Genomic DNA, 19,190 nt, shown 5'->3' with positions numbered 1-19,190 from the left:
ATGAAAAAGAAAGAACACATATTACTCTTCCCTCATCAATTATTTCAGAATTCTCCAATTCTAAATATTAATGCAGAAATCTATATTATTGAAGAGTATTTATTTTTTAAACAATATAAATTTCATAAACAAAAAATAGCGTTTCACCGAGCTTCTATGAAGGCTTATGCCGATTTTTTAAAGTCTAAAGGTAAAACTGTTCATTATATTGAAGCAACTTCAGACGATAGTGACATCAGAACATTGATACCCAAACTGATTGACAATGGTGCAGAAACGCTTCATATTATTGACCCAACAGACAATTGGTTAGAAAAACGTATTAAATCAAATGCAAAAGACTTAACAATTGAATGGTATAAAAGTCCACTGTTTATCAATACAAAAAAAGATCTCAGCTCATTTTTTAAACCTTCAAAAAAGAAATTTTTTCAAACTTCATTTTATAAAGAACAACGAAAAAAACGAGATGTTTTAATGGTTTCCAAAGAACCAGAAGGTGGCAAATGGACTTACGATTCTGAAAACCGAAAGAAATACCCAAAAGATAAAACACCTCCAAATATTCAATTTCCTGATAAATCAAAATATCACAAAGAAGCCGAAAACTATGTAGAGGAACACTTTGGTAATCATTACGGAGAACTGAATGACTTCTTGACTTACCCAATCGATTTTGAATCTGCAGAGCAATGGCTACAACAATTTTTCGACTATCGCTTTCATGAATTTGGAGTTTATGAAGATGCCATTGTAAAAGAAGAACATTTTTTAAATCATAGTTTGTTGTCACCATTAATTAATATTGGTTTGCTGAAGCCTTCCGAGGTGATTGAAAATGCCATAGATTATGCTAAATCTAATGATGTGCCAATAAATTCTACAGAAGGATTCGTACGACAAATTTTGGGTTGGCGAGAATTTATCAGAGGTGTTTATGAAGCAAAAGGCACCGAAGAGCGTACCAAGAACTTCTGGAATTTTAAACGAAAAATACCAAAATCATTTTATGATGGTTCCACTGGCATAAAACCTGTTGATGATGTAATTAAGAAAGTTAACAAAACTGCTTATGCACATCATATAGAACGTCTGATGATTCTGGGAAATTTTATGGTGCTTTGCGAATTTGATCCAGATGATGTTTATCAATGGTTTATGGAATTATTCATTGATGCCTATGATTGGGTTATGGTACCCAATGTATATGGCATGAGTCTGTTTGCCGATGGTGGTTTAATGTCTACCAAACCTTACATAAGTAGTAGCAACTACATCATGAAAATGAGTAATTATTCCAAAGGTGATTGGCAAGACGTATGGGATGGATTATTCTGGACATTTATGGATAAACATAGAAACTTTTTTGAAAGCAATCCTAGATTAGGTATGCTCTTAGGTAATCTCGATCGCATGAAAAAAGAGACTTTAGAAAACCATTTTAATAACGCTGAAAAATTCCTCAAGACTCTAAAGTGACACCTAAACCACATATCAACGTCGTCTGGTTAAAACGAGACTTAAGGCTTCAGGATAATGAAGCTATTAGTAATGCACTTAATACTGATAAACCTACCCTACTGCTCTATGTGTTTGAACATATTTTACTCAACGATAACCATTACAGCGAACGTCATTTTAATTTTATTAAAGAATCCATTAGAGATCTCAATGAGCAATTAAAACCTTTTGACTCTAAAGTTCTTGCGGTAACAAGTGATGTTCAAACTGTATTTAATATAATTCAAGAATTCTATAAAATTGACGCCATTTACTCTCATGTAGAAACTGGCATTTTGGTGACATACAACAGAGATAAAGAATTTACACGTTACTGTAGAAACAATTTTATTCAATGGAATGAAAGTAAAAACAATGGCGTAGAACGTGGACTCATAAACAGAGATAACTGGTTAGAAAAGTGGGAGGACTATATGAGTCAACCTCTCGACGTATTTCAACCTACACAAAATCAACTAATAGATATAAACACCATATCAAAATTAGAAAATGTTCTAACTGTTGCAGATTTAGACACACCTAAAGATTCGTTATTTCAAAAAGGAGGAAGTACTACTGCTTGGAAATATGCTTATTCATTTTTTGAAAATCGTCATAAAGACTATATGTTCAACATATCAAAACCTGAAGCATCACGCACAAGTTGTAGTAGACTTTCACCTTATATTGCTTGGGGCAATATATCTATAAGGCAGATTTTCAAAAAAGCACAAAAAGTCAAGGAACAAAGTAAAGATAAAAGACATATTGGTGGCTTTTTATCGCGCTTACGTTGGCAAGCACATTTTATTCAAAAGTTTGAAATGGAACATACCATGGAAAACGAAAGCGTTAACAAAGGGTATCACAAATTAAAAAAGAGCATCTCTCTAAAATACCAACAAGCTTGGCAAGAAGGTCAAACAGGTTTTCCGCTTGTAGATGCAAGTATGCGTTGTTTAATAGAAACAGGTTATGTAAACTTTAGAATGCGGGCGATGCTAGTTTCGTTCTTTACTCACATTTTATGGCAACCTTGGCAAAATGCTTCTGAACATTTATCGCAACAGTTTTTAGATTTTGAACCTGGTATTCATTTTCCGCAATTGCAAATGCAAGCTGGTGAAACAGGAATAAATAACTTAAGAATTTACAATCCAACCTTAAATGGACTTAAACACGATCCTGATGCTGAATTTATAAAAAAATGGGTACCAGAACTTGCTCACCTAGATATTCCTTTTATTCACGAACCTTATTTAATGACCGAATTAGAGCAAGGCTTGTACGAATTTAAACTTGGCAAAGACTATCCAGAACCCATCGTAGACATTAAAGAAAACAGAAAGCGTGCTAGCGATATACTTTGGAATATGAAAAAAAATCCAGAGGTTGTAAAAGAAAGTTTTCGCATTTTAAAACGACACACTTTACAAGACAGAAATAGCCTTTTGAGAAACAACTAAGCTGTTTTGCTTTACTATAAAAATATTACCATCATAATTCTCTGTTAATTTTGTTTAACTTTTTAAAATAAAAGTTAAACATTTAGTATATTTGAATATGCTAATAGATACTACACATCATAATTCTGAACACAAACAAATCATTTCTGATTTAGTTGGTAAACCATATAGTTTGGTACAGAAATTGAAACTAAGAGGTGTAGGCTCTAAGCGCATGATTATTGACGAAGTTAGCCCTAATTTACAACAAGTTTTAAATACAGTATCGGACATAAATTACGGTAATATTGAATTGCGACCAAAAGGCATTTTGGTTCATATTACAAAAGGCTTAAAAAACTTTACTTGGATTATACCTTATTACCATTTGGTTATTTATAAAATCAATGGTTCTAGCATACATGCACAAGGAAAATTTGTGCACTTTAGAGCTAACAAAACTTTTAGAGAAAATAAGAAATTTTTCGACAAGTTAGTCGACCAAAAAACAAAGCATGATATGCTTTACAAGATACCTCAGTCTTTATGGATTTAACCCAAAGACATATAGATCGAGTTATTGAAATGGCTTGGGAAGATCGAACACCTTTTGAAGCTATAAAATTTCAATTCGATTTAAAAGAACAAGAGGTTATCACTTTAATGCGCAAGGAATTAAAGCCTAGTAGCTTTAGATTATGGCGAAAACGCGTTCAAGGAAGAGCTACTAAACACATAAAAAAAAGAACGTTCGACAAAGGCAGATTTAAATGCTCACGTCAAAAAACAATAACGCACAACTCTATTTCAAAACGCTAACACGTGCTTTGATTTAAGCTTGGAGTACTTAAAGACAGCACATTAAAAAGATGCTATGAATACAAAAGCAATTTCCAAAAAAAATGGTCACAACCTCAACGGTTTTAGTACAGAAGCTATTGGTGACGACCATCTATTTACAAGCTTAGAAACACCAATGAAAGCAAACGCTTTCGACATGTCTAATGAAGAAAAGAAAAACAGAATTTCCATTTTATTTTCTGAAATTATGGACGTTTTAGGTTTAGATCTTACAGACGATTCACTTAGTGGCACACCAGACCGCGTTGCCAAAATGTATGTTGAAGAAATATTTTCGGGTTTAGACCCTCAAAATAAACCTAAGGTTGCATTGTTTGATAATAAATATCAATACAACCAAATGTTGGTAGAAAAGAATATTACGTTTTATTCCAATTGTGAACATCACTTTGTTCCAATTATAGGAAAAGCACATATTGCTTACAAATCCTCAGGTAAAGTTATTGGGCTTTCAAAACTTAACAGAATCGTTCAATATTACGCTAAAAGACCTCAGGTACAAGAACGTTTAACTCAACAAATCGCCAACGAGCTAAAAACGATTTTAGACACTGAGGATATTGCTGTAATTATTGATGCTAAGCACCTTTGTGTATCTTCAAGAGGAGTTCAAGATGATACCTCTACTACAGTTACGACCTACTATGGTGGCATTTTTAATACGCCAGAAAAAATCAATGAAATTCAGAATTACATAAATAATTAAGTCATGGATATAATAGATCAAGCCAAAGAATTCGAAAACAGAAAGTTTTCATTCAAAACAACAAGCGACAGAATTTTAGCTGCTAGAGAAGCAAAAGACATCATTCTTGGTGTTAATGAGATCTATAAAAAGAAGAAAGATCAAAAACTCATGGACCTTATGAAGCGCCTTACAGTTATAAAACAAAAGATTGAAAAGCGTCTAAAAGGTAAGCCATTAACTGCAGCATAATGAAGAGTATAATTGTTATAGGAGGAAGCAAAGGCATTGGTAAAGCCTTAATTTCGTCTTTGCTTTCTTCTTACGATAACATTATTAATATCAGTAGAACTGAACCAGAAATTTCTAGCGGTAACGTAACGCATTATGCATGTGATATTCTCACAGATGATTTACCTGATATTGAAAGTGTAGACGGACTAGTTTATTGTCCTGGAAGTATTAATCTTAAACCTATTAATCGTTTAAGCATTGAAGATTTTAAAGATGATTTTAATATCAATGTTATTGGAGCGGTAAAGGCCGTTCAAAAATATTTACCAGCATTGAAAAAAGGAAATAATCCATCAATTGTAATGTTTAGTACCGTTGCGGCAAAATTAGGAATGCCTTTTCATGCGAGTGTTGCGGCTTCAAAATCTGCTATTGAAGGTTTAACAAAGTCTTTAGGAGCAGAATTGGCACCAACGGTTCGAGTTAATGCTATTGCTCCAACAGTAACTGATACAGAGTTAGCTTCAAAACTTTTGAGGAATGATAGTATGATTGAAAAAATGAACGAACGTCATCCTCTTAAAAAATTTCTTCAACCTGAAGAAGTTGCTGACATGGCTTCGTTCTTATTATCTGATAAAGCTGCATCATTATCAGGACAGATTTTTGAAATGGATTGTGGAATCGTAAGCTTTAAACTTTAGTGTTTGATGAAAAAAATCCAATATCTCATACTATTTTTAGTCATTAACTTTGGTGGTTTAGCTTTAGGAAGCTGGCTGATGGATAATGGACCAACCTCTGATTGGTATTTAAGTTTAAGTAAAGCTCCTTGGACTCCGCCTGGTTGGTTATTTGGTGTGGCTTGGGGCACAATTATGGCTTGTTTCTCTTGGTATTTAGTAGAGCTGTTTATACTGAGAGCTTCAAAATATTTATGGATGATATATGTGTTTCAGGTCATTTTGAATGTTGGCTGGAACTATGTATTTTTCAATCAACATTTAACCACTGTCGGGCTTGGAGTTATTATCCTACTAACCTTAGTCATTCTTTATTTATTCATAACATTTAGAAGTGATCGATTGAAATATGCCAAATATCTACTTCTACCCTATATCATTTGGTTGTGTATTGCTACATCACTAAATGCTTACATCGTTTTAAATAACTAAACATGAAAATTTATACCTTACATAAAAAGCAGAATTTACCAATTTCTGTAGATGAAGCATGGGATTTTTTATCCGACCCAAAAAATTTAAAAACCATTACTCCAGATTATATGGGTTTTCATATACTCTCTGGTTCCGATAGACCAATGTTTCCCGGACAAATTATTCAATATATTGTCACACCTGTTTTAGGAATTAAAACAAAATGGGTTACAGAAATCACACACGTTAAGGATAAAGAATATTTTGTAGATGAACAACGTTTTGGACCTTATTCCCTTTGGCATCATAAGCATTTCATAAAACCTATTGAAGGAGGTATAGAGATGGAAGATATTATAGATTATAAAGTTCCTATGGGTATTTTGGGTCAAATGGTACATCCTATTTTGGTAAAGCCAAAACTTGAAGAAATTTTTAATTACAGAACAACAAAGCTTGAAGCGCTTTTCGGAAAATATTAATATGAGCAAGACAGTAAACATATTTTGGTTTCGTAGAGACCTTAGACTAGATGATAATGTAGGGTTTTATGAAGCCTTAAAAGGTGAACATCCTGTTTTACCAATTTTTATTTTCGATTCTGAAATATTAGACAAATTACCTGAAGACGATGCTCGTGTTACTTTTATACACGAAACCTTGCAAAACATGCGACAAACTTTGCAGGATGAACATAGCAGCAGCATTGCCATATATCATGGTAAACCGATTGAAATCTACAAACAACTTAAAGAAGACTTTAAGATTGATACTGTTTACACCAATCATGATTATGAACCTTATGCCAAGGAACGTGACGAAGAAATTCAATCCTTTTTAAAAACACAAAACATTGAATTTAAAACGTTCAAAGATCAAGTGATTTTTGAAAAGGACGAAGTAGTGAAGAATGATGGTGATCCTTATGTCGTTTACACTCCTTATATGAAAACTTGGAAGGAGAAATTCAAAACCATTGATTTAGAAATTTTTTATACCAATGAATATCTAAACAATTTAATAGAGCATACACGCTTACCTAATCTGAGTTTATCTGATATCGATTTTACAAAGTCAAAACAAGAGATTGCGAATTATGATGTTACACCAACGCTGATTCAAGACTACGAAGACACTCGAAATTTCCCAGCTAAAGACAGCACCTCTCGTTTAGGACCTCACCTTCGTTTTGGAACAGTAAGTGTTCGAAAAATGGTAAAAAAAGCTATAGCTGAAAAAAATGAAGTCTTTTGGCAAGAACTTATTTGGCGTGAGTTCTTTATGCAAATCCTATGGCATTTTCCACATACGGTAGATAAGGCTTTTAAAGCTAAATATGACAGAATTGAATGGAGGAATAACGAGGAAGAATTCAAAACGTGGTGTGAAGGAAAAACTGGTTATCCTTTAGTTGATGCAGGAATGCGTGAATTAAACGAAACAGGTTTTATGCACAACAGAGTACGCATGTTAGTTGGTAGCTTTTTGTGCAAACACTTACTTATAGATTGGCGTTGGGGAGAAGCGTATTTTGCAGAAAAATTACACGATTACGAAATGGCAAGCAATGTTGGTAATTGGCAATGGGTTGCTGGTTCTGGTGTAGATGCTGCGCCTTATTTCAGAATTTTTAATCCAACAACTCAAATTCAGAAATTTGACAAAGAACATCACTACATAAAAAAGTGGGTTCCAGAATATCAAGAACTCACATATCCTAAACCTATGGTAGACCATAAAAAGGCTAGAGAACGTTGTTTAGAAACTTACAAAACAGCCTTAAATTAAAAAAAGCTTCAAGTTGATTCTTGAAGCTTTTCGTTTATAAAATATTTTTCAATTCTAATTTCCTTCTACACGCTCAATTTTAGCTCCAATAGCTCTTAAACGTTCATCAATATTTTCGTAACCTCTATCAATTTGTTCAATATTATGAATTGTAGACGTTCCTTTTGCAGATAAAGCTGCAATTAATAATGATATACCAGCTCTAATATCTGGTGAGGTCATTGTTGTAGCTTTTAGTGTAGATTTAAAGTCATGTCCGATTACAGTTGCTCTATGCGGATCACAAAGTATAATTTTTGCTCCCATATCAATTAACTTATCTACAAAGAATAAGCGACTTTCAAACATCTTTTGGTGAATCAGAACTTCACCTCTGGCTTGCGTTGCTATTACTAAAACAATACTTAGCAAATCTGGCGTAAATCCTGGCCAAGGTGCATCTGCTATTGTTAGAATAGAGCCATCAATATAATTCTGAATTTGGTACCCATCTGTATGTGCAGGAATATGAATATCATCTCCTTGTTGCTCTACCGTAATTCCTAATTTTCTAAATACTGATGGAATTTGTCCTAAATCGTCCCAGCTTACATCTTCAATCGTCAATTCACTTTTGGTCATAGCAGCTAAGCCAATCCAACTACCAATTTCAATCATATCTGGTAGCATTTTGTGTTCGGTACCACCTAAACTTTCAACACCATCTATAATGAGCATATTAGAACCAATACCTGAGATTTTGGCACCCATTCTATTTAGCATTTTACACAACTGCTGTAAATAAGGTTCACAAGCCGCATTGTAAATTGTTGTTTTACCTTTAGCTAAAACGGCAGCCATAACAATGTTTGCTGTACCTGTCACAGAAGCTTCGTCTAAAAGCATGTATGTACCTTTAAGCTCGTCTGCTTCTACTCCGTAAAAATAGTCTTCTCTATTGTATCTGAATTTTGCGCCAAGATTTATAAAACCTTCAAAGTGCGTATCTAAACGACGACGACCAATTTTATCACCACCTGGTTTTGGGATATACCCTTTACCAAAACGCCCTAATAAAGGCCCAACAATCATTATAGAACCGCGTAACCCCTTTCCATCTTCCTTAAATTCTGCCGATTCCAAATATTTTAGGTTGACTTCGTCTGCTTTAAAAGTGTAAGATCCTTTACCTAACTTTTCGATTTTTACTCCAAGCTTTCCTAATAAAGCAATGAGTTTATTAACATCAATAATATCTGGAATATTATTTATCGTAACCGTTTCTGGAGTTAATAAAACTGCACAAAGTATTTGTAAAGCTTCATTTTTAGCGCCTTGAGGTTTAATAGATCCTTTAAGTTGGTGTCCGCCTTCTATTTTAAATGTACTCATTCGCTATTAGTAACGTTTACGGTTGTTAGAATATTTTTTCTTTCCTTTTTTATTGGAATTATTCTTACTATACTTTGATTTTGAACGCATTAAACTATTAGCATCACTTAAATCTTCATCAACATTCTTTAGGTTTATTTTTCCTCCAGAAAGCTCATAAAGATGATCGAAAATCACATCATCTTCCACTGTATCTTTGTTCCAATTAAGGAAACACTTTTTCATATGATTGGCAATAGTAAAGGTCAAAGCTTCCTTTAAATCACCATCCTCCCAACTTACAGCAACATCAATCATCGTTTTGATATTATTACCATAAAAACGGTATTTCGGATGGTTTTGAGGATATTTTAAAGGCTCTGGCCTTGCTTGAATATCTTCTTTTGAAGGTTTGCCGTATGGTGAGTCTACATCAATATCAAAATCTGCCATTATAAAAAGCTGATCCCATAATTTATGTTGAAAATCTGGCACATCTCTTAAATGTGGTTGTAGATTTCCCATCACCGAAATTATAGCTTTTGCTACTTTGTTACGTTCTTCTTTAGTCTCACGCGACCTCGCATAATTAATCATCTTTTGCAGATGACGTCCATACTCGGGAATAATAAGATGTTCGCGCTCTGTATTGTATTCTAAATTGTCGATCAAAATTATAAAATGTGTAGTAAATAATTATTAAAACCTGAAGTCTCTAGGTTTTGTTGCAAAGTACAAAAAATTATGATGCTTAAAAGAAATTTAAAGAGAAATTACTCCTTCCACATTTTCTGCAACCTCCTTGTATTTGGCAATTACAGCTTCAGGATTTTTCATTCTAACATTGATGGATACACTGGTATATTTACCATTTTTAGATTCGTTGGTATTAATTACCGCACCCAAATTATCAAAAAGGTCTTCTATATCTTTAATTCCACTCCCCTTAGAAACCACAATAAATTTATACAAATACTCTGAAGGCCAGAGTGCTGTATCGTAGAGTTGTGACTTAAGTTTATCGTAAAATTCTTCTGTTTTTTTAGAACTATCCATATCAAAATTTTTCAGTTGCAAAGATACATTTAACTTTACACTTTTATCTTTTTATTTTTGTCACGAATTATACTTCAAAAACATTGCCAATATTGAATCCTAAAAAAATTGTTATCGCTGGTGGTCCAGGCACAGGAAAAACGTCCATTATCAATCATTTAATAGCTGATGGTTATTTATGTTATGAAGAAATTTCTAGACAAGTAACGCTACAAGCTAGAGCTGAAGGCATAGATCAGCTTTTTTTAACCGAGCCGCTACGCTTTAGTGAAAAATTATTAGAGGGCAGAATTAAGCAGTTTAATGATGCCGAAAAAGAATCTTCGGAAGTTGTTTTTATAGACAGAGGTTTACCTGACGTTTTGGCTTATATGGATTATATAGGTGACACCTATCCTGATCATTTTGTAAATGCTTGTGAAACCTATAAATACGATGCTATTTATATTTTGGCACCTTGGCAAGACATATTTACAAGTGATAGCGAACGCTATGAAAACTTTGAAGAAGCCATAGAAATACACCATCATTTGCTTGAAGCCTACAAGCGATTTGGGTATCATTTAATCGATGTTCCTTTTGATAGTGTTGAGAATAGAAGTAAATTTATTCTAGACTCATTAAATTTGCAGTAATGCATCCTATAGAAGTTTTAGAACGCTATTGGAATCATAGTTCCTTTAGGCCATATCAAGAAGAGATTATAACTTCGGTTTTAGAGCACGAAGACACTTTTGCCTTGCTACCAACTGGTGGTGGAAAATCAATTTGTTTTCAAATTCCGGCTTTAATTCAAGATGGGATTTGTATTGTAGTCTCACCTTTAATTGCTTTAATGAAAGACCAGGTAAATACTTTAAAGCAAAAAGGTATAAAAGCTATTGCATTAACTTCAGGATTATCTTATGCTGAATTAGATACCAAGTTAGACAATTGTATTTACGGTAACTATAAATTTCTATACCTCTCACCAGAACGTCTACAACAACCTATTGTACAAGAACGTATTCAGCAAATGCGTGTGAATTTAATCGCTGTAGATGAAGCTCATTGTATTAGCCAATGGGGAAATGATTTTAGACCAGCTTACAAAAATATTAGTATGTTGAGGCAAATACATCCGCATGTGAATTGTATTGCACTAACCGCTACAGCAAAACGAGACGTCGTTGAGGATATCATTGATAATTTAGACTTTATTAATCCGAAGATTTATAAGGCATCATTTTCTAGACCGAACATTGCTTATGGTGTTATTAAAACTGACGATAAGCTTTTTCAGCTTCAACATATTTTAAAAACCAATCAAGGAGCTTCAATTGTCTATGTAAGAAATAGACGAAGTACCATTGAAATCAGTAATTATTTAAATGCTAAAGGTTTTGCTTCCACATTTTATCATGGTGGCATAACTAATAAAGAAAAGCAAGAGCGACTTTACCAATGGACCAATGAGCAAAAGCAAATCATGGTAGCAACTACGGCTTTTGGAATGGGTATTGACAAAGCTAACGTACGCAATGTTATTCATTTTAATTTACCCGAAAGTCTCGAAAATTATTACCAAGAAGCCGGAAGAGCTGGAAGAGACGGAAAACCAGCAAAAGCCATTATTTTAAAACAAGCGATAGATGAAGATCATTTACGAAATCAGTTTCTGAGTACATTGGCTTCCGTTGAGTTTGTTAAGACCGTTTTTAATAAACTTTGTAACTACTTTCAAATCCCTTATGGTGAAGGCGAAAATAGTCTACATCAGTTCGATTTTAAAACCTTTTGTTCTACTTACAAATTACATCCAGGTATTACTTACAATGCCTTATTGTTATTAGATAGAAATGCTGTTATTTCACTCAATCAGCATTTTAACTTTAGAACTAAAATTCAATTTGTAATAACAAATGCGGCTTTATTTCAATATTTAGAAAGGCATTTACAGCTCAATACTATTGTAAAAGTATTGCTAAGAACGTACGGAGGTATTTTTGATTATGAAACCAAAGTGAACCTGAATCTTATTGTTCAGAAAACGGAGCTTTCAGAAAAAGATGTTATTGCTCAGCTAAAACAATTAGAAAAGGATGAGATTATAAAACTTCAGATTGCCAATACCGATTCTGAAATCACTTTTTTAAAACCTCGTGAAGACGACATCACTATTAACCCAATTGCCAAAACCATTAAACAACAGCATACACTAAAACATCAGCAAATTGCTTCGGTTTTAAGCTATGTTAATAATGATACCAAATGTAGAAATCAACAGCTCTTGGCCTATTTTGGTGAAAGTTCTAATGAAGAATGTGGTATTTGTTCCGTTTGCAGAAAAAATACTAAAGGATATAAGCCCTCAAAAACTAAGGTTTCAGATCAAATTCTAAAAGCTTTACAGAATGAAGCTTTATCTTCGCGGCAATTACTTTATAAACTTGAATGTTCAGAAAAAGAATTACTAGAAAGCCTTTCTGAACTCATTGAAATTAGAAAAATTAAAATCACAAACGCTAACACCTATTCTATTATATGACGGACAAACGCAACTTACGAATTGTTTTTATGGGTACACCAGATTTTGCAGTAGCAACCTTAAAAACCTTAATTGATAACAATTATAATGTTGTTGGTGTCATCACCGCACCAGACCGACCAGCTGGTCGTGGTCAAAAGTTAAAAGCATCTGCTGTAAAAGAGTTTGCGCTAAAGCATGATTTAAATGTTTTACAGCCTAAAAACTTAAAAGCAGAAGATTTTGTTAACGAACTAAAAGCCTTAAATGCCAATCTACAGATTGTAGTGGCTTTTAGAATGCTACCAGAAGTTGTTTGGCAAATGCCAGAATACGGTACTTTTAACCTTCATGCTTCGTTATTACCACAATACAGAGGTGCTGCTCCGATACATTGGGCTATTATAAATGGTGAAACTAAAACGGGAGTTACCACATTCTTTATAGATGAAAAAATTGATACTGGTGCTATTATAGCCAGTAAAGAAACAGAAATTAAAGATGACACTACTGTTGGTGAGCTTCATGATGAACTTATGGAAGTTGGTAGCCAACTCGTTATAGAAACCGTAAAGCAAATTGAAGAAAACTCAGTTAGAACTACAATACAGACTCAAGAAGACGATTTAAAAACAGCTTACAAGCTCAATCGTGATAATTGTAAAATAGATTGGTCTTTACCTTTAGATACTATATATAATAAAATAAGAGGCTTAAATCCTTTTCCAACGGCTTGGTGTTATCTTAATAACGGGGAAGAAACATCTTTAACGGTTAAAATTTATGGTGTAGAAAAAGTTAAAGACGAGCATAATCTTGACAATGGTTTTATCATCTCAGATAAAAATGAATTAAAGGTAGCTTGCTCAGGAGGTTATATAAATATTAAAGAAATGCAACTTCCTGGAAAACGAAAAATGGATGTAAAATCACTTTTAAATGGATATAATTTTTCCGAATCAGCAAAACTGCTGTAAACCCCTGTTATCATTGGTTTTATAAAAAATCCGACGAAATGCATGGTCTTTATTAACAAATGCCCTAAGTTATCAACAATATCCCGTATTTCCCTTGCTATTACTTGCGTAGCTTAATTTTCCTAATAATTTTGTCTGACGGATTTTAAGAACTAATATTTAAAAACCGATTTTTTAACAATTTAAATTTAATATTTATGAACAAAACAGATTTAATCAATGGTATGGCAGAGAATGCTGGAATTACAAAAGCAGCTGCAAAAAAAGCATTAGATTCTTTATTAATTGATATCGAAGGATCTCTACAAAAAGGAAACAGAGTTTCTTTAGTAGGTTTTGGTTCTTGGTCAGTTTCTAAAAGAGCTGCAAGAGAAGGAAGAAACCCTCAAACTGGTAAAACTATCAAGATTAAAGCTAAAAATGTAGTAAAGTTTAAGGCAGGTTCTGACTTAAGCAATGCTGTTAACTAAGACATTTTTTGTTTAAAATATCAAGTCCGCTCGTTGAGCGGACTTTTTTTATTCCAATTTTTAAAGCCATTATTTTGCATTTTTGATAAAAAAAATTTAGATTTAGTTGTCCTAAAAGCAAAAAAGTGATGAATAAACCCGAAAAAGGCAACCTATTAATTGCTGAACCATCCATAATCGGTGACTTATCATTCAACCGTGCCGTTATTCTTTTGGCAGATCATAATGCTTTAGGATCAGTAGGCTTTATCCTGAACAAACCTTTAAACTATAACCTTAAAGATCTTATTGAAGGTACCGATTCGGAATTCACTATCTATAATGGTGGTCCTGTAGAGCAAGACAATCTTTATTTTATTCATAAATCACCGGAGCTTATACCAAATAGTATAGAAATTTCTAATGGTATATTTTGGGGAGGCGACTTTAATGTTGTCCTAGACCTTATCAATAAAAATATGATATCTAAAGAAGACATTAAATTCTTTTTAGGATATTCGGGTTGGGATGAGCAACAACTAGATAACGAACTTCAATCTAATGCTTGGCTTGTTTCAGAAAACATTCACAACAACGAAATCATTGCCAAAAGCTGTTCTACATTTTGGCGCGAAAAAATGTTAGAATTGGGTGGTGACTACAGTATTTGGTCTAATGCACCAGAAAATCCAAGTTATAACTGAGCCAAACGCAGTTTAGCATTCAATTTACCTACCAAACCTTTAGAAAACTGTGTCGAAAATTTCTTTTTACGATATTGAGTTATTGGTACAATACCTTTTATAACATTGGTTACAAATAATTCATCTGCTTTTTGAAGTTCAAAAGGACTTATAGAAGCTTCTTCAACATATAGATTAACATTTTTTGAAAGGATTTCGAGAATCTGTTTCCTCATTACTCCTTTTAGACAACCATCTTCAAGAGGTGGTGTTTTTATCTTATCGCCTTTTACCAAAAAAAGGTTTCCGTTTAGGGCTTCAATAACGCTTTTATTAGTGTTTAATACTAAACAATTATCAAAATCATTTTCATTGGCATAAATACTTCCCAAAACCTGAATAGCTTTATTGTTAGATTTTAGACCAGAAAGTAATCCTGGAGCCATGAAATAATCTTTATACAGATCTACAATATAATTAGAGTCTTCGTCTATAGAATAGAAAGGTTCTGAATGTACTTCCGCAGTAATATTATAATTTACTTCAGCTTCAGTGGATGGTAAATATAAACCTCCTTCACCTCTATCAACATTAAAACGGACTCTTGCAGCTGTATTGAGCAAGTCATTGGCTTCAACAGTTTTTAATATTTCGGCTTCCAGAAATTCCATTGTAAAATTCATAGGAATATCCATTCTAAGAATACGCATAGAAGCCATTAACCTAAAGTAATGATCTTCCCAAAAAAATATTTTGCCATTTACAACTTTTAGGGTTTCAAATAAAGCATCTCCATACTTATAACCTCTATTGTTTGTAGATAATTTTGAATCTGTTTTTGGAAGTATTGTTCCGTTAAAATTTACCATAAAAAAAGTCTCGATTTATATAAAATATGAAATCGAGACAAAGATATAATAGAATAGTTAGTTACACCTTATGCTGAGCCTAAAACTTGTTTTAGACCAGAAATTTGGTTTTCCCAAAGCATTTTAGCTTCTTCTACTTCATCATCTTCTGCATAATCCGTAATCATCAAGGAAACATCTTTTGTTATCTCATCGACTTGGATACGCATTTCAAAATAGTAAGAAGCACCATCTTCATCATCACTTAGCCATCTAAATTTTATTCTTTCACCACTTTTTTTACTTAATAATTTGGCCTGTTCCTCGGAACCATCCCAAATAAAAGTAAACATTTCACCACGAGAATTTACGTTATCAGCAAACCACTCTGATAAACCCGAAGGTGTTGATATATACTGGTACAGAAGCGATGGTGATGCATGTACCACAAACTCCATTTCAAATTTTTCTTTATCGTCCATATATGCGTTGTATTATGTGCTCAATATATGCAATTATGGTTCAATTCAAAACTTTATATGAAAAATAATTTTTTTAGAATGTATTGTTTGTGGTACTAGATTTTGTTTATATATTTGCAACCGCAAAAATGGCGAGGTAGCTCAGTTGGTTAGAGCGTCGGATTCATAACCCGGAGGTCTCGAGTTCAAATCTCGATCTCGCTACGAAACATAAAAGTCAGAATTTAAACGGTTTAGGTTTTCTCTAAACCGTTTTTTTATGCTTTCAATTAAAGAAATCATTACTTTTGCATACGATAGTGCATACGATTTGTCTGAAAAACAACTTTTTACAACACCTAAAATCTACACTGCTAAGGGAGACCTGAACAAACGTTGGTATGTCTATTTTTCCTTTAGAAACCCTAATACTGGTAAACTTAAGCGACTTACCCCTTTTTATGGTGAGGCAAATAAATACAAAACCAAAGAGGAACGTCTAGAGGTTCTTACAGTATACAGAAAAACATTACTGAAGTTACTTAAACTAGGTTACAATCCTTTTGAGGATAATACAGAACTTTTTAACAAGCTAAACAATAAAAGTAAACGATCTGAAAAAAAGAATAACACTAATAGTGAAATAGAACAAGAAAAGAAAAAGCTCTCTGAACAGGAAAGTCTTGAGAATAAAATGATGATTGAGGAGGCTTTTCAACTAGGCTTAAAACTCAAAGAAAATACGGTAAGTGACCGAACACTAAAGGATTATGAGAATAAGGTATATTTGTTTTTAAATTGGTCAAAAATTAATCATGCTGAAATTAAAACGGTTGACCAATTGAATAAAGCCGTCTTTCAAAACTATTTGAATTACGTCTTAGCAAAGTCATCACCTCGTAACAGGAATAATTACAGAACAGATTTAAGTAGCGTTGTACAAGTATTGGTCGATAATGAAATATTAAAGGACAATTATCTCAAGAAAATCAAAAAATTGAATGCCAAACCTCAAAGACATAAAACCTATTCGAGCGAGATAGAAAATGAGATTTTTAATTATCTAGAGGAAAATGATCCTATTTTGTTATTATTTATTAAGTTTTACGCTTATGCTTTTATGAGACCTATTGAAGTCTGTAGAATAAGGGTAATGGATATAAACATTAAGGACAAGACCATAGTATTCAGGGCAAAAAACAGTACGCTAAAGACCAAAATACTTCCACAAATACTTTTGGATGATCTACCTGACCTATCTAGTTTAGAATCAAATTCTTTACTTTTCAGTCCCAATAAGATAGGTGCGCAATGGGACGCTAATGAAAACAGTAGAAGGGATCATTTTACAAAAAGGTTTAAGAAAGTTGTGAAAGACCATTTTAAACTTGGAACGGACTACGGACTTTACAGTTTTAGACACACTTTTGTTACCAAACTTTATAGAGAACTTATTAAAGAATCATCTCCAAATGAGGCAAAAAGTAGATTAATGCAGATTACCGGTCATACTACAATGGCAGCAGTAGAAAAATATCTTCGTGATATTGACGCTGAATTACCAAAGGATTATTCTGAAATGCTAAAACAAAGCAAATGAAAGAAGAATCTTTATATGATTTTCACTTAGGGTTAATTCCTAATTTGGTAACTGAACTATACTTCTATTTACCTAAAGATAGAATAAATCAAAACATAGTAGAAAAAATAGATCTTTTAAAAGATTCAAGCGTTTATAATAAAGTTTTAGTATTAGATTATCATAAGGGGCCTATCTACTATAATAAAGACAGAAGTCTTAAAGAAATTGTATTGGTAGAAGGAAGAATTGAAAAGAACATTTTTCAATTGCTAGAAAAGAAAAGTGAAATTTCTGAAGACCAGTTTAAATATATTCTAGATAAATACTTTGAATATGTAGACAGCATGCTTTATTGTGCCGAATGGATGTATAAAAATCTAAATAATTTTATTTCATGTGATGTAAAATTAAAAAATATCTTCTTCATTCAATTTAGGCGATTTGAAAAGCATTTTAACGCATTAGTCCAAACTTTCTACATAAACAAAACTATTCCAAAGGCTAATTACAACACAAGTAGGATATGGGAAATTTTTATTCCTAAATCAAAGTCTTCTTTATTGGAGAAGCATCATAAAATTGAGAATAAAGCAAATGAAAAAACATCTGGATTCAACAAAAACCAGCAAGATGTTGTAAAGTATGAATTCGAGAATCCAAAGAAAAAACCTTTGATAAGCGAACAAGAAGCTAAGAAAATTTTATTAAAAAAGTTTTTTGGAATAAATATTAAAGACTAATTTAAGCGTAAATTAAACGTTTAATTTACGCTTATTTATGAAATTTACAAACTTTTGCAACTACTGCGGTAAAGAATATATTCCTAAGCGACGTGGTGTACAACAGTTTTGCAGTAACTCCTGTAGAAGCAGGAATTGGCAAGTCAAACAAAAGAGAAATAAATTGACTACCACTAAAGAGAATAGTGTTATACCTGAAATAGTTAAACCGTCTGAAAACAATAAAATTACAACTGCGGGAATAGCAAATGCTGCACTTGGATTTGGAGCTGCAACTTTAACCCAACATTTATTCACCCCAAAACATCAAAAGAACGCAACGAAAGAAGATATTCAAAAGTTATCGTCACTTATAAAAGGGCAACGTTATTTTCTTGTAAATAACTTACCAATTGATCAATTTAGAAGGAAACCATTTTACGATATTGAAACAGGAAATGTTATATATCTATAAATATAGATTCATATTCTTACCTCATATAATTTTGCCATTTAATAAGTAAATACTTATTGCTATCTTTTTCTTTCTTACTCAAAAAACCATACTCATAAACAAACAGATAGACATCGCCTTTTGCATTCTTCCAGTAATGAGTAAAAAATTTGGGATTAAATCCCTCTGTTTTCAAAACTGATTGCCTTACAATTGCCTTACCTGCTTTATTATATTCTTTTAGTATTTTTCTGTTTAACCGTAATTGATTATCTACTTTGTGGTAAAAACCTTGTGGATTTTCCCTTTTCATCTTATACTGATATGCACTCTTACATTGAGGGTCGCAGTATTTTTTATCAACCCTTCCTTTAAGTTTCCTACCACAGTTTAGGCAATTACTCTGAAATCCGCTCATTATCTAAACTTAAATGT

The 19,190-nt window shown here is 32.8% G+C and carries 24 protein-coding genes and 1 tRNA gene; 19 read left to right on the top strand and 6 right to left on the bottom strand.

Features of this window, described 5'->3' with window-relative positions; genetic code table 11:
• From QGM60_RS16125 to QGM60_RS16080, 10 genes are all read left to right on the top strand, one after another.
• The gene (locus QGM60_RS16125) at positions 1 to 1,479 is read left to right on the top strand and encodes a cryptochrome/photolyase family protein (RefSeq protein ID WP_281141288.1); all 1,479 of its coding nucleotides are present in this window, start codon (positions 1 to 3) and stop codon (positions 1,477 to 1,479) included.
• A complete protein-coding gene (locus QGM60_RS16120; RefSeq protein ID WP_281141287.1) occupies positions 1,476 to 2,966 on the top strand; it encodes an FAD-binding domain-containing protein in 1,491 nt (496 codons plus the stop codon). The genes QGM60_RS16125 and QGM60_RS16120 overlap by 4 nt, the downstream gene beginning before the upstream one ends.
• Positions 2,967 to 3,063: 97 nt before the next feature.
• Complete coding sequence (locus QGM60_RS16115; protein WP_281141422.1) at positions 3,064 to 3,501, top strand: hypothetical protein; 438 nt, start codon at positions 3,064 to 3,066, stop codon at positions 3,499 to 3,501.
• The gene (locus QGM60_RS16110; protein WP_281141286.1) at positions 3,492 to 3,764 is read left to right on the top strand and encodes a TIGR03643 family protein; all 273 of its coding nucleotides are present in this window, start codon (positions 3,492 to 3,494) and stop codon (positions 3,762 to 3,764) included. The genes QGM60_RS16115 and QGM60_RS16110 overlap by 10 nt, the downstream gene beginning before the upstream one ends.
• A 55-nt stretch (positions 3,765 to 3,819) precedes the next feature.
• Positions 3,820 to 4,512: a GTP cyclohydrolase I FolE gene (gene folE, locus QGM60_RS16105; RefSeq protein ID WP_243471579.1), complete on the top strand. Its 693-nt coding sequence runs from the start codon at positions 3,820 to 3,822 to the stop codon at positions 4,510 to 4,512.
• Between the two features lie 3 nt (positions 4,513 to 4,515).
• Positions 4,516 to 4,743: a hypothetical protein gene (locus QGM60_RS16100; RefSeq protein ID WP_281141285.1), complete on the top strand. Its 228-nt coding sequence runs from the start codon at positions 4,516 to 4,518 to the stop codon at positions 4,741 to 4,743.
• Positions 4,743 to 5,429 (top strand): SDR family oxidoreductase, encoded by a 687-nt coding sequence (locus QGM60_RS16095; RefSeq protein WP_281141284.1) that lies wholly within the window; start codon positions 4,743 to 4,745, stop codon positions 5,427 to 5,429. The genes QGM60_RS16100 and QGM60_RS16095 overlap by 1 nt, the downstream gene beginning before the upstream one ends.
• Positions 5,430 to 5,435: 6 nt before the next feature.
• Positions 5,436 to 5,900 carry a TspO/MBR family protein gene (locus tag QGM60_RS16090; protein WP_281141283.1) on the top strand — a complete coding sequence of 155 codons (465 nt, stop codon included), beginning with the start codon at positions 5,436 to 5,438 and terminating at the stop codon, positions 5,898 to 5,900.
• A 2-nt stretch (positions 5,901 to 5,902) separates the two neighbouring features.
• Entirely contained in the window at positions 5,903 to 6,364 is a 462-nt protein-coding gene (locus QGM60_RS16085; RefSeq protein ID WP_281141282.1) for an SRPBCC family protein, read from the top strand.
• A gap of 1 nt (position 6,365) precedes the next feature.
• Positions 6,366 to 7,670, top strand: a complete 1,305-nt coding sequence (locus QGM60_RS16080) for a deoxyribodipyrimidine photo-lyase (protein WP_281141281.1) — start codon at positions 6,366 to 6,368, stop codon at positions 7,668 to 7,670.
• Between the two features lie 54 nt (positions 7,671 to 7,724).
• Here the strand turns inward: QGM60_RS16080 and murA are convergent, their stop codons facing one another.
• The 3 genes from murA to QGM60_RS16065 form a co-directional block, all read right to left on the bottom strand.
• Positions 7,725 to 9,041, bottom strand: a complete 1,317-nt coding sequence (gene murA / locus QGM60_RS16075; RefSeq protein WP_281141280.1) for a UDP-N-acetylglucosamine 1-carboxyvinyltransferase — start codon at positions 9,039 to 9,041, stop codon at positions 7,725 to 7,727.
• A 6-nt stretch (positions 9,042 to 9,047) separates the two neighbouring features.
• On the bottom strand, positions 9,048 to 9,692 hold the full coding sequence (locus tag QGM60_RS16070; RefSeq protein WP_281141279.1) for a DUF4290 domain-containing protein: 645 nt from the start codon (positions 9,690 to 9,692) through the stop codon (positions 9,048 to 9,050).
• A gap of 90 nt (positions 9,693 to 9,782) precedes the next feature.
• On the bottom strand, positions 9,783 to 10,076 hold the full coding sequence (locus tag QGM60_RS16065) for a DUF493 family protein (protein WP_281141278.1): 294 nt from the start codon (positions 10,074 to 10,076) through the stop codon (positions 9,783 to 9,785).
• A gap of 92 nt (positions 10,077 to 10,168) precedes the next feature.
• Between QGM60_RS16065 and QGM60_RS16060 the strand changes: the two genes are divergently transcribed.
• From QGM60_RS16060 to QGM60_RS16040, 5 genes are all read left to right on the top strand, one after another.
• Entirely contained in the window at positions 10,169 to 10,711 is a 543-nt protein-coding gene (locus QGM60_RS16060; protein ID WP_281141277.1) for an ATP-binding protein, read from the top strand.
• Positions 10,711 to 12,603: an ATP-dependent DNA helicase RecQ gene (locus QGM60_RS16055; RefSeq protein WP_281141276.1), complete on the top strand. Its 1,893-nt coding sequence runs from the start codon at positions 10,711 to 10,713 to the stop codon at positions 12,601 to 12,603. Before QGM60_RS16060 ends, QGM60_RS16055 begins: the two co-directional genes overlap by 1 nt.
• Entirely contained in the window at positions 12,600 to 13,559 is a 960-nt protein-coding gene (gene fmt, locus QGM60_RS16050; RefSeq protein ID WP_281141275.1) for a methionyl-tRNA formyltransferase, read from the top strand. The genes QGM60_RS16055 and fmt overlap by 4 nt, the downstream gene beginning before the upstream one ends.
• Before the next feature lie 197 nt (positions 13,560 to 13,756).
• A complete protein-coding gene (locus QGM60_RS16045; RefSeq protein ID WP_281141274.1) occupies positions 13,757 to 14,029 on the top strand; it encodes an HU family DNA-binding protein in 273 nt (90 codons plus the stop codon).
• A 128-nt stretch (positions 14,030 to 14,157) separates the two neighbouring features.
• Positions 14,158 to 14,712: a YqgE/AlgH family protein gene (locus QGM60_RS16040; RefSeq protein ID WP_281141273.1), complete on the top strand. Its 555-nt coding sequence runs from the start codon at positions 14,158 to 14,160 to the stop codon at positions 14,710 to 14,712.
• On the opposite strand, the gene QGM60_RS16035 is transcribed toward QGM60_RS16040, so the two are convergent.
• Complete coding sequence (locus tag QGM60_RS16035; RefSeq protein ID WP_281141272.1) at positions 14,703 to 15,560, bottom strand: aminotransferase class IV; 858 nt, start codon at positions 15,558 to 15,560, stop codon at positions 14,703 to 14,705. The genes QGM60_RS16040 and QGM60_RS16035 overlap by 10 nt on opposite strands.
• A 68-nt stretch (positions 15,561 to 15,628) precedes the next feature.
• On the bottom strand, positions 15,629 to 16,021 hold the full coding sequence (locus QGM60_RS16030) for an START-like domain-containing protein (RefSeq protein ID WP_281141271.1): 393 nt from the start codon (positions 16,019 to 16,021) through the stop codon (positions 15,629 to 15,631).
• A gap of 130 nt (positions 16,022 to 16,151) precedes the next feature.
• On the opposite strand from QGM60_RS16030, the gene QGM60_RS16025 reads away from it, so the two are divergent.
• The 4 genes from QGM60_RS16025 (at position 16,152) to QGM60_RS16010 (ending at position 18,776) form a co-directional block, all read left to right on the top strand.
• Positions 16,152 to 16,225, top strand: a tRNA-Met gene (locus tag QGM60_RS16025).
• A 55-nt stretch (positions 16,226 to 16,280) separates the two neighbouring features.
• Positions 16,281 to 17,600: a site-specific integrase gene (locus QGM60_RS16020; protein WP_281141270.1), complete on the top strand. Its 1,320-nt coding sequence runs from the start codon at positions 16,281 to 16,283 to the stop codon at positions 17,598 to 17,600.
• Positions 17,597 to 18,322 carry a hypothetical protein gene (locus QGM60_RS16015; protein WP_281141269.1) on the top strand — a complete coding sequence of 242 codons (726 nt, stop codon included), beginning with the start codon at positions 17,597 to 17,599 and terminating at the stop codon, positions 18,320 to 18,322. The genes QGM60_RS16020 and QGM60_RS16015 overlap by 4 nt, the downstream gene beginning before the upstream one ends.
• Positions 18,323 to 18,359: 37 nt before the next feature.
• Positions 18,360 to 18,776 carry a hypothetical protein gene (locus tag QGM60_RS16010; RefSeq protein ID WP_281141268.1) on the top strand — a complete coding sequence of 139 codons (417 nt, stop codon included), beginning with the start codon at positions 18,360 to 18,362 and terminating at the stop codon, positions 18,774 to 18,776.
• A 16-nt stretch (positions 18,777 to 18,792) separates the two neighbouring features.
• Here the strand turns inward: QGM60_RS16010 and QGM60_RS16005 are convergent, their stop codons facing one another.
• Positions 18,793 to 19,068 carry a hypothetical protein gene (locus QGM60_RS16005; RefSeq protein WP_348634912.1) on the bottom strand — a complete coding sequence of 92 codons (276 nt, stop codon included), beginning with the start codon at positions 19,066 to 19,068 and terminating at the stop codon, positions 18,793 to 18,795.
• Positions 19,069 to 19,190 lie beyond the last annotated feature (122 nt).

Origin of the sequence: Winogradskyella sp. SYSU M77433 (assembly GCF_029911945.1) — a bacterium.
Lineage (GTDB): Bacteria > Bacteroidota > Bacteroidia > Flavobacteriales > Flavobacteriaceae > Winogradskyella.
Note: the sequence above shows the minus strand (reverse complement) of the source record. Positions and strands in the feature narration are given on the sequence as shown.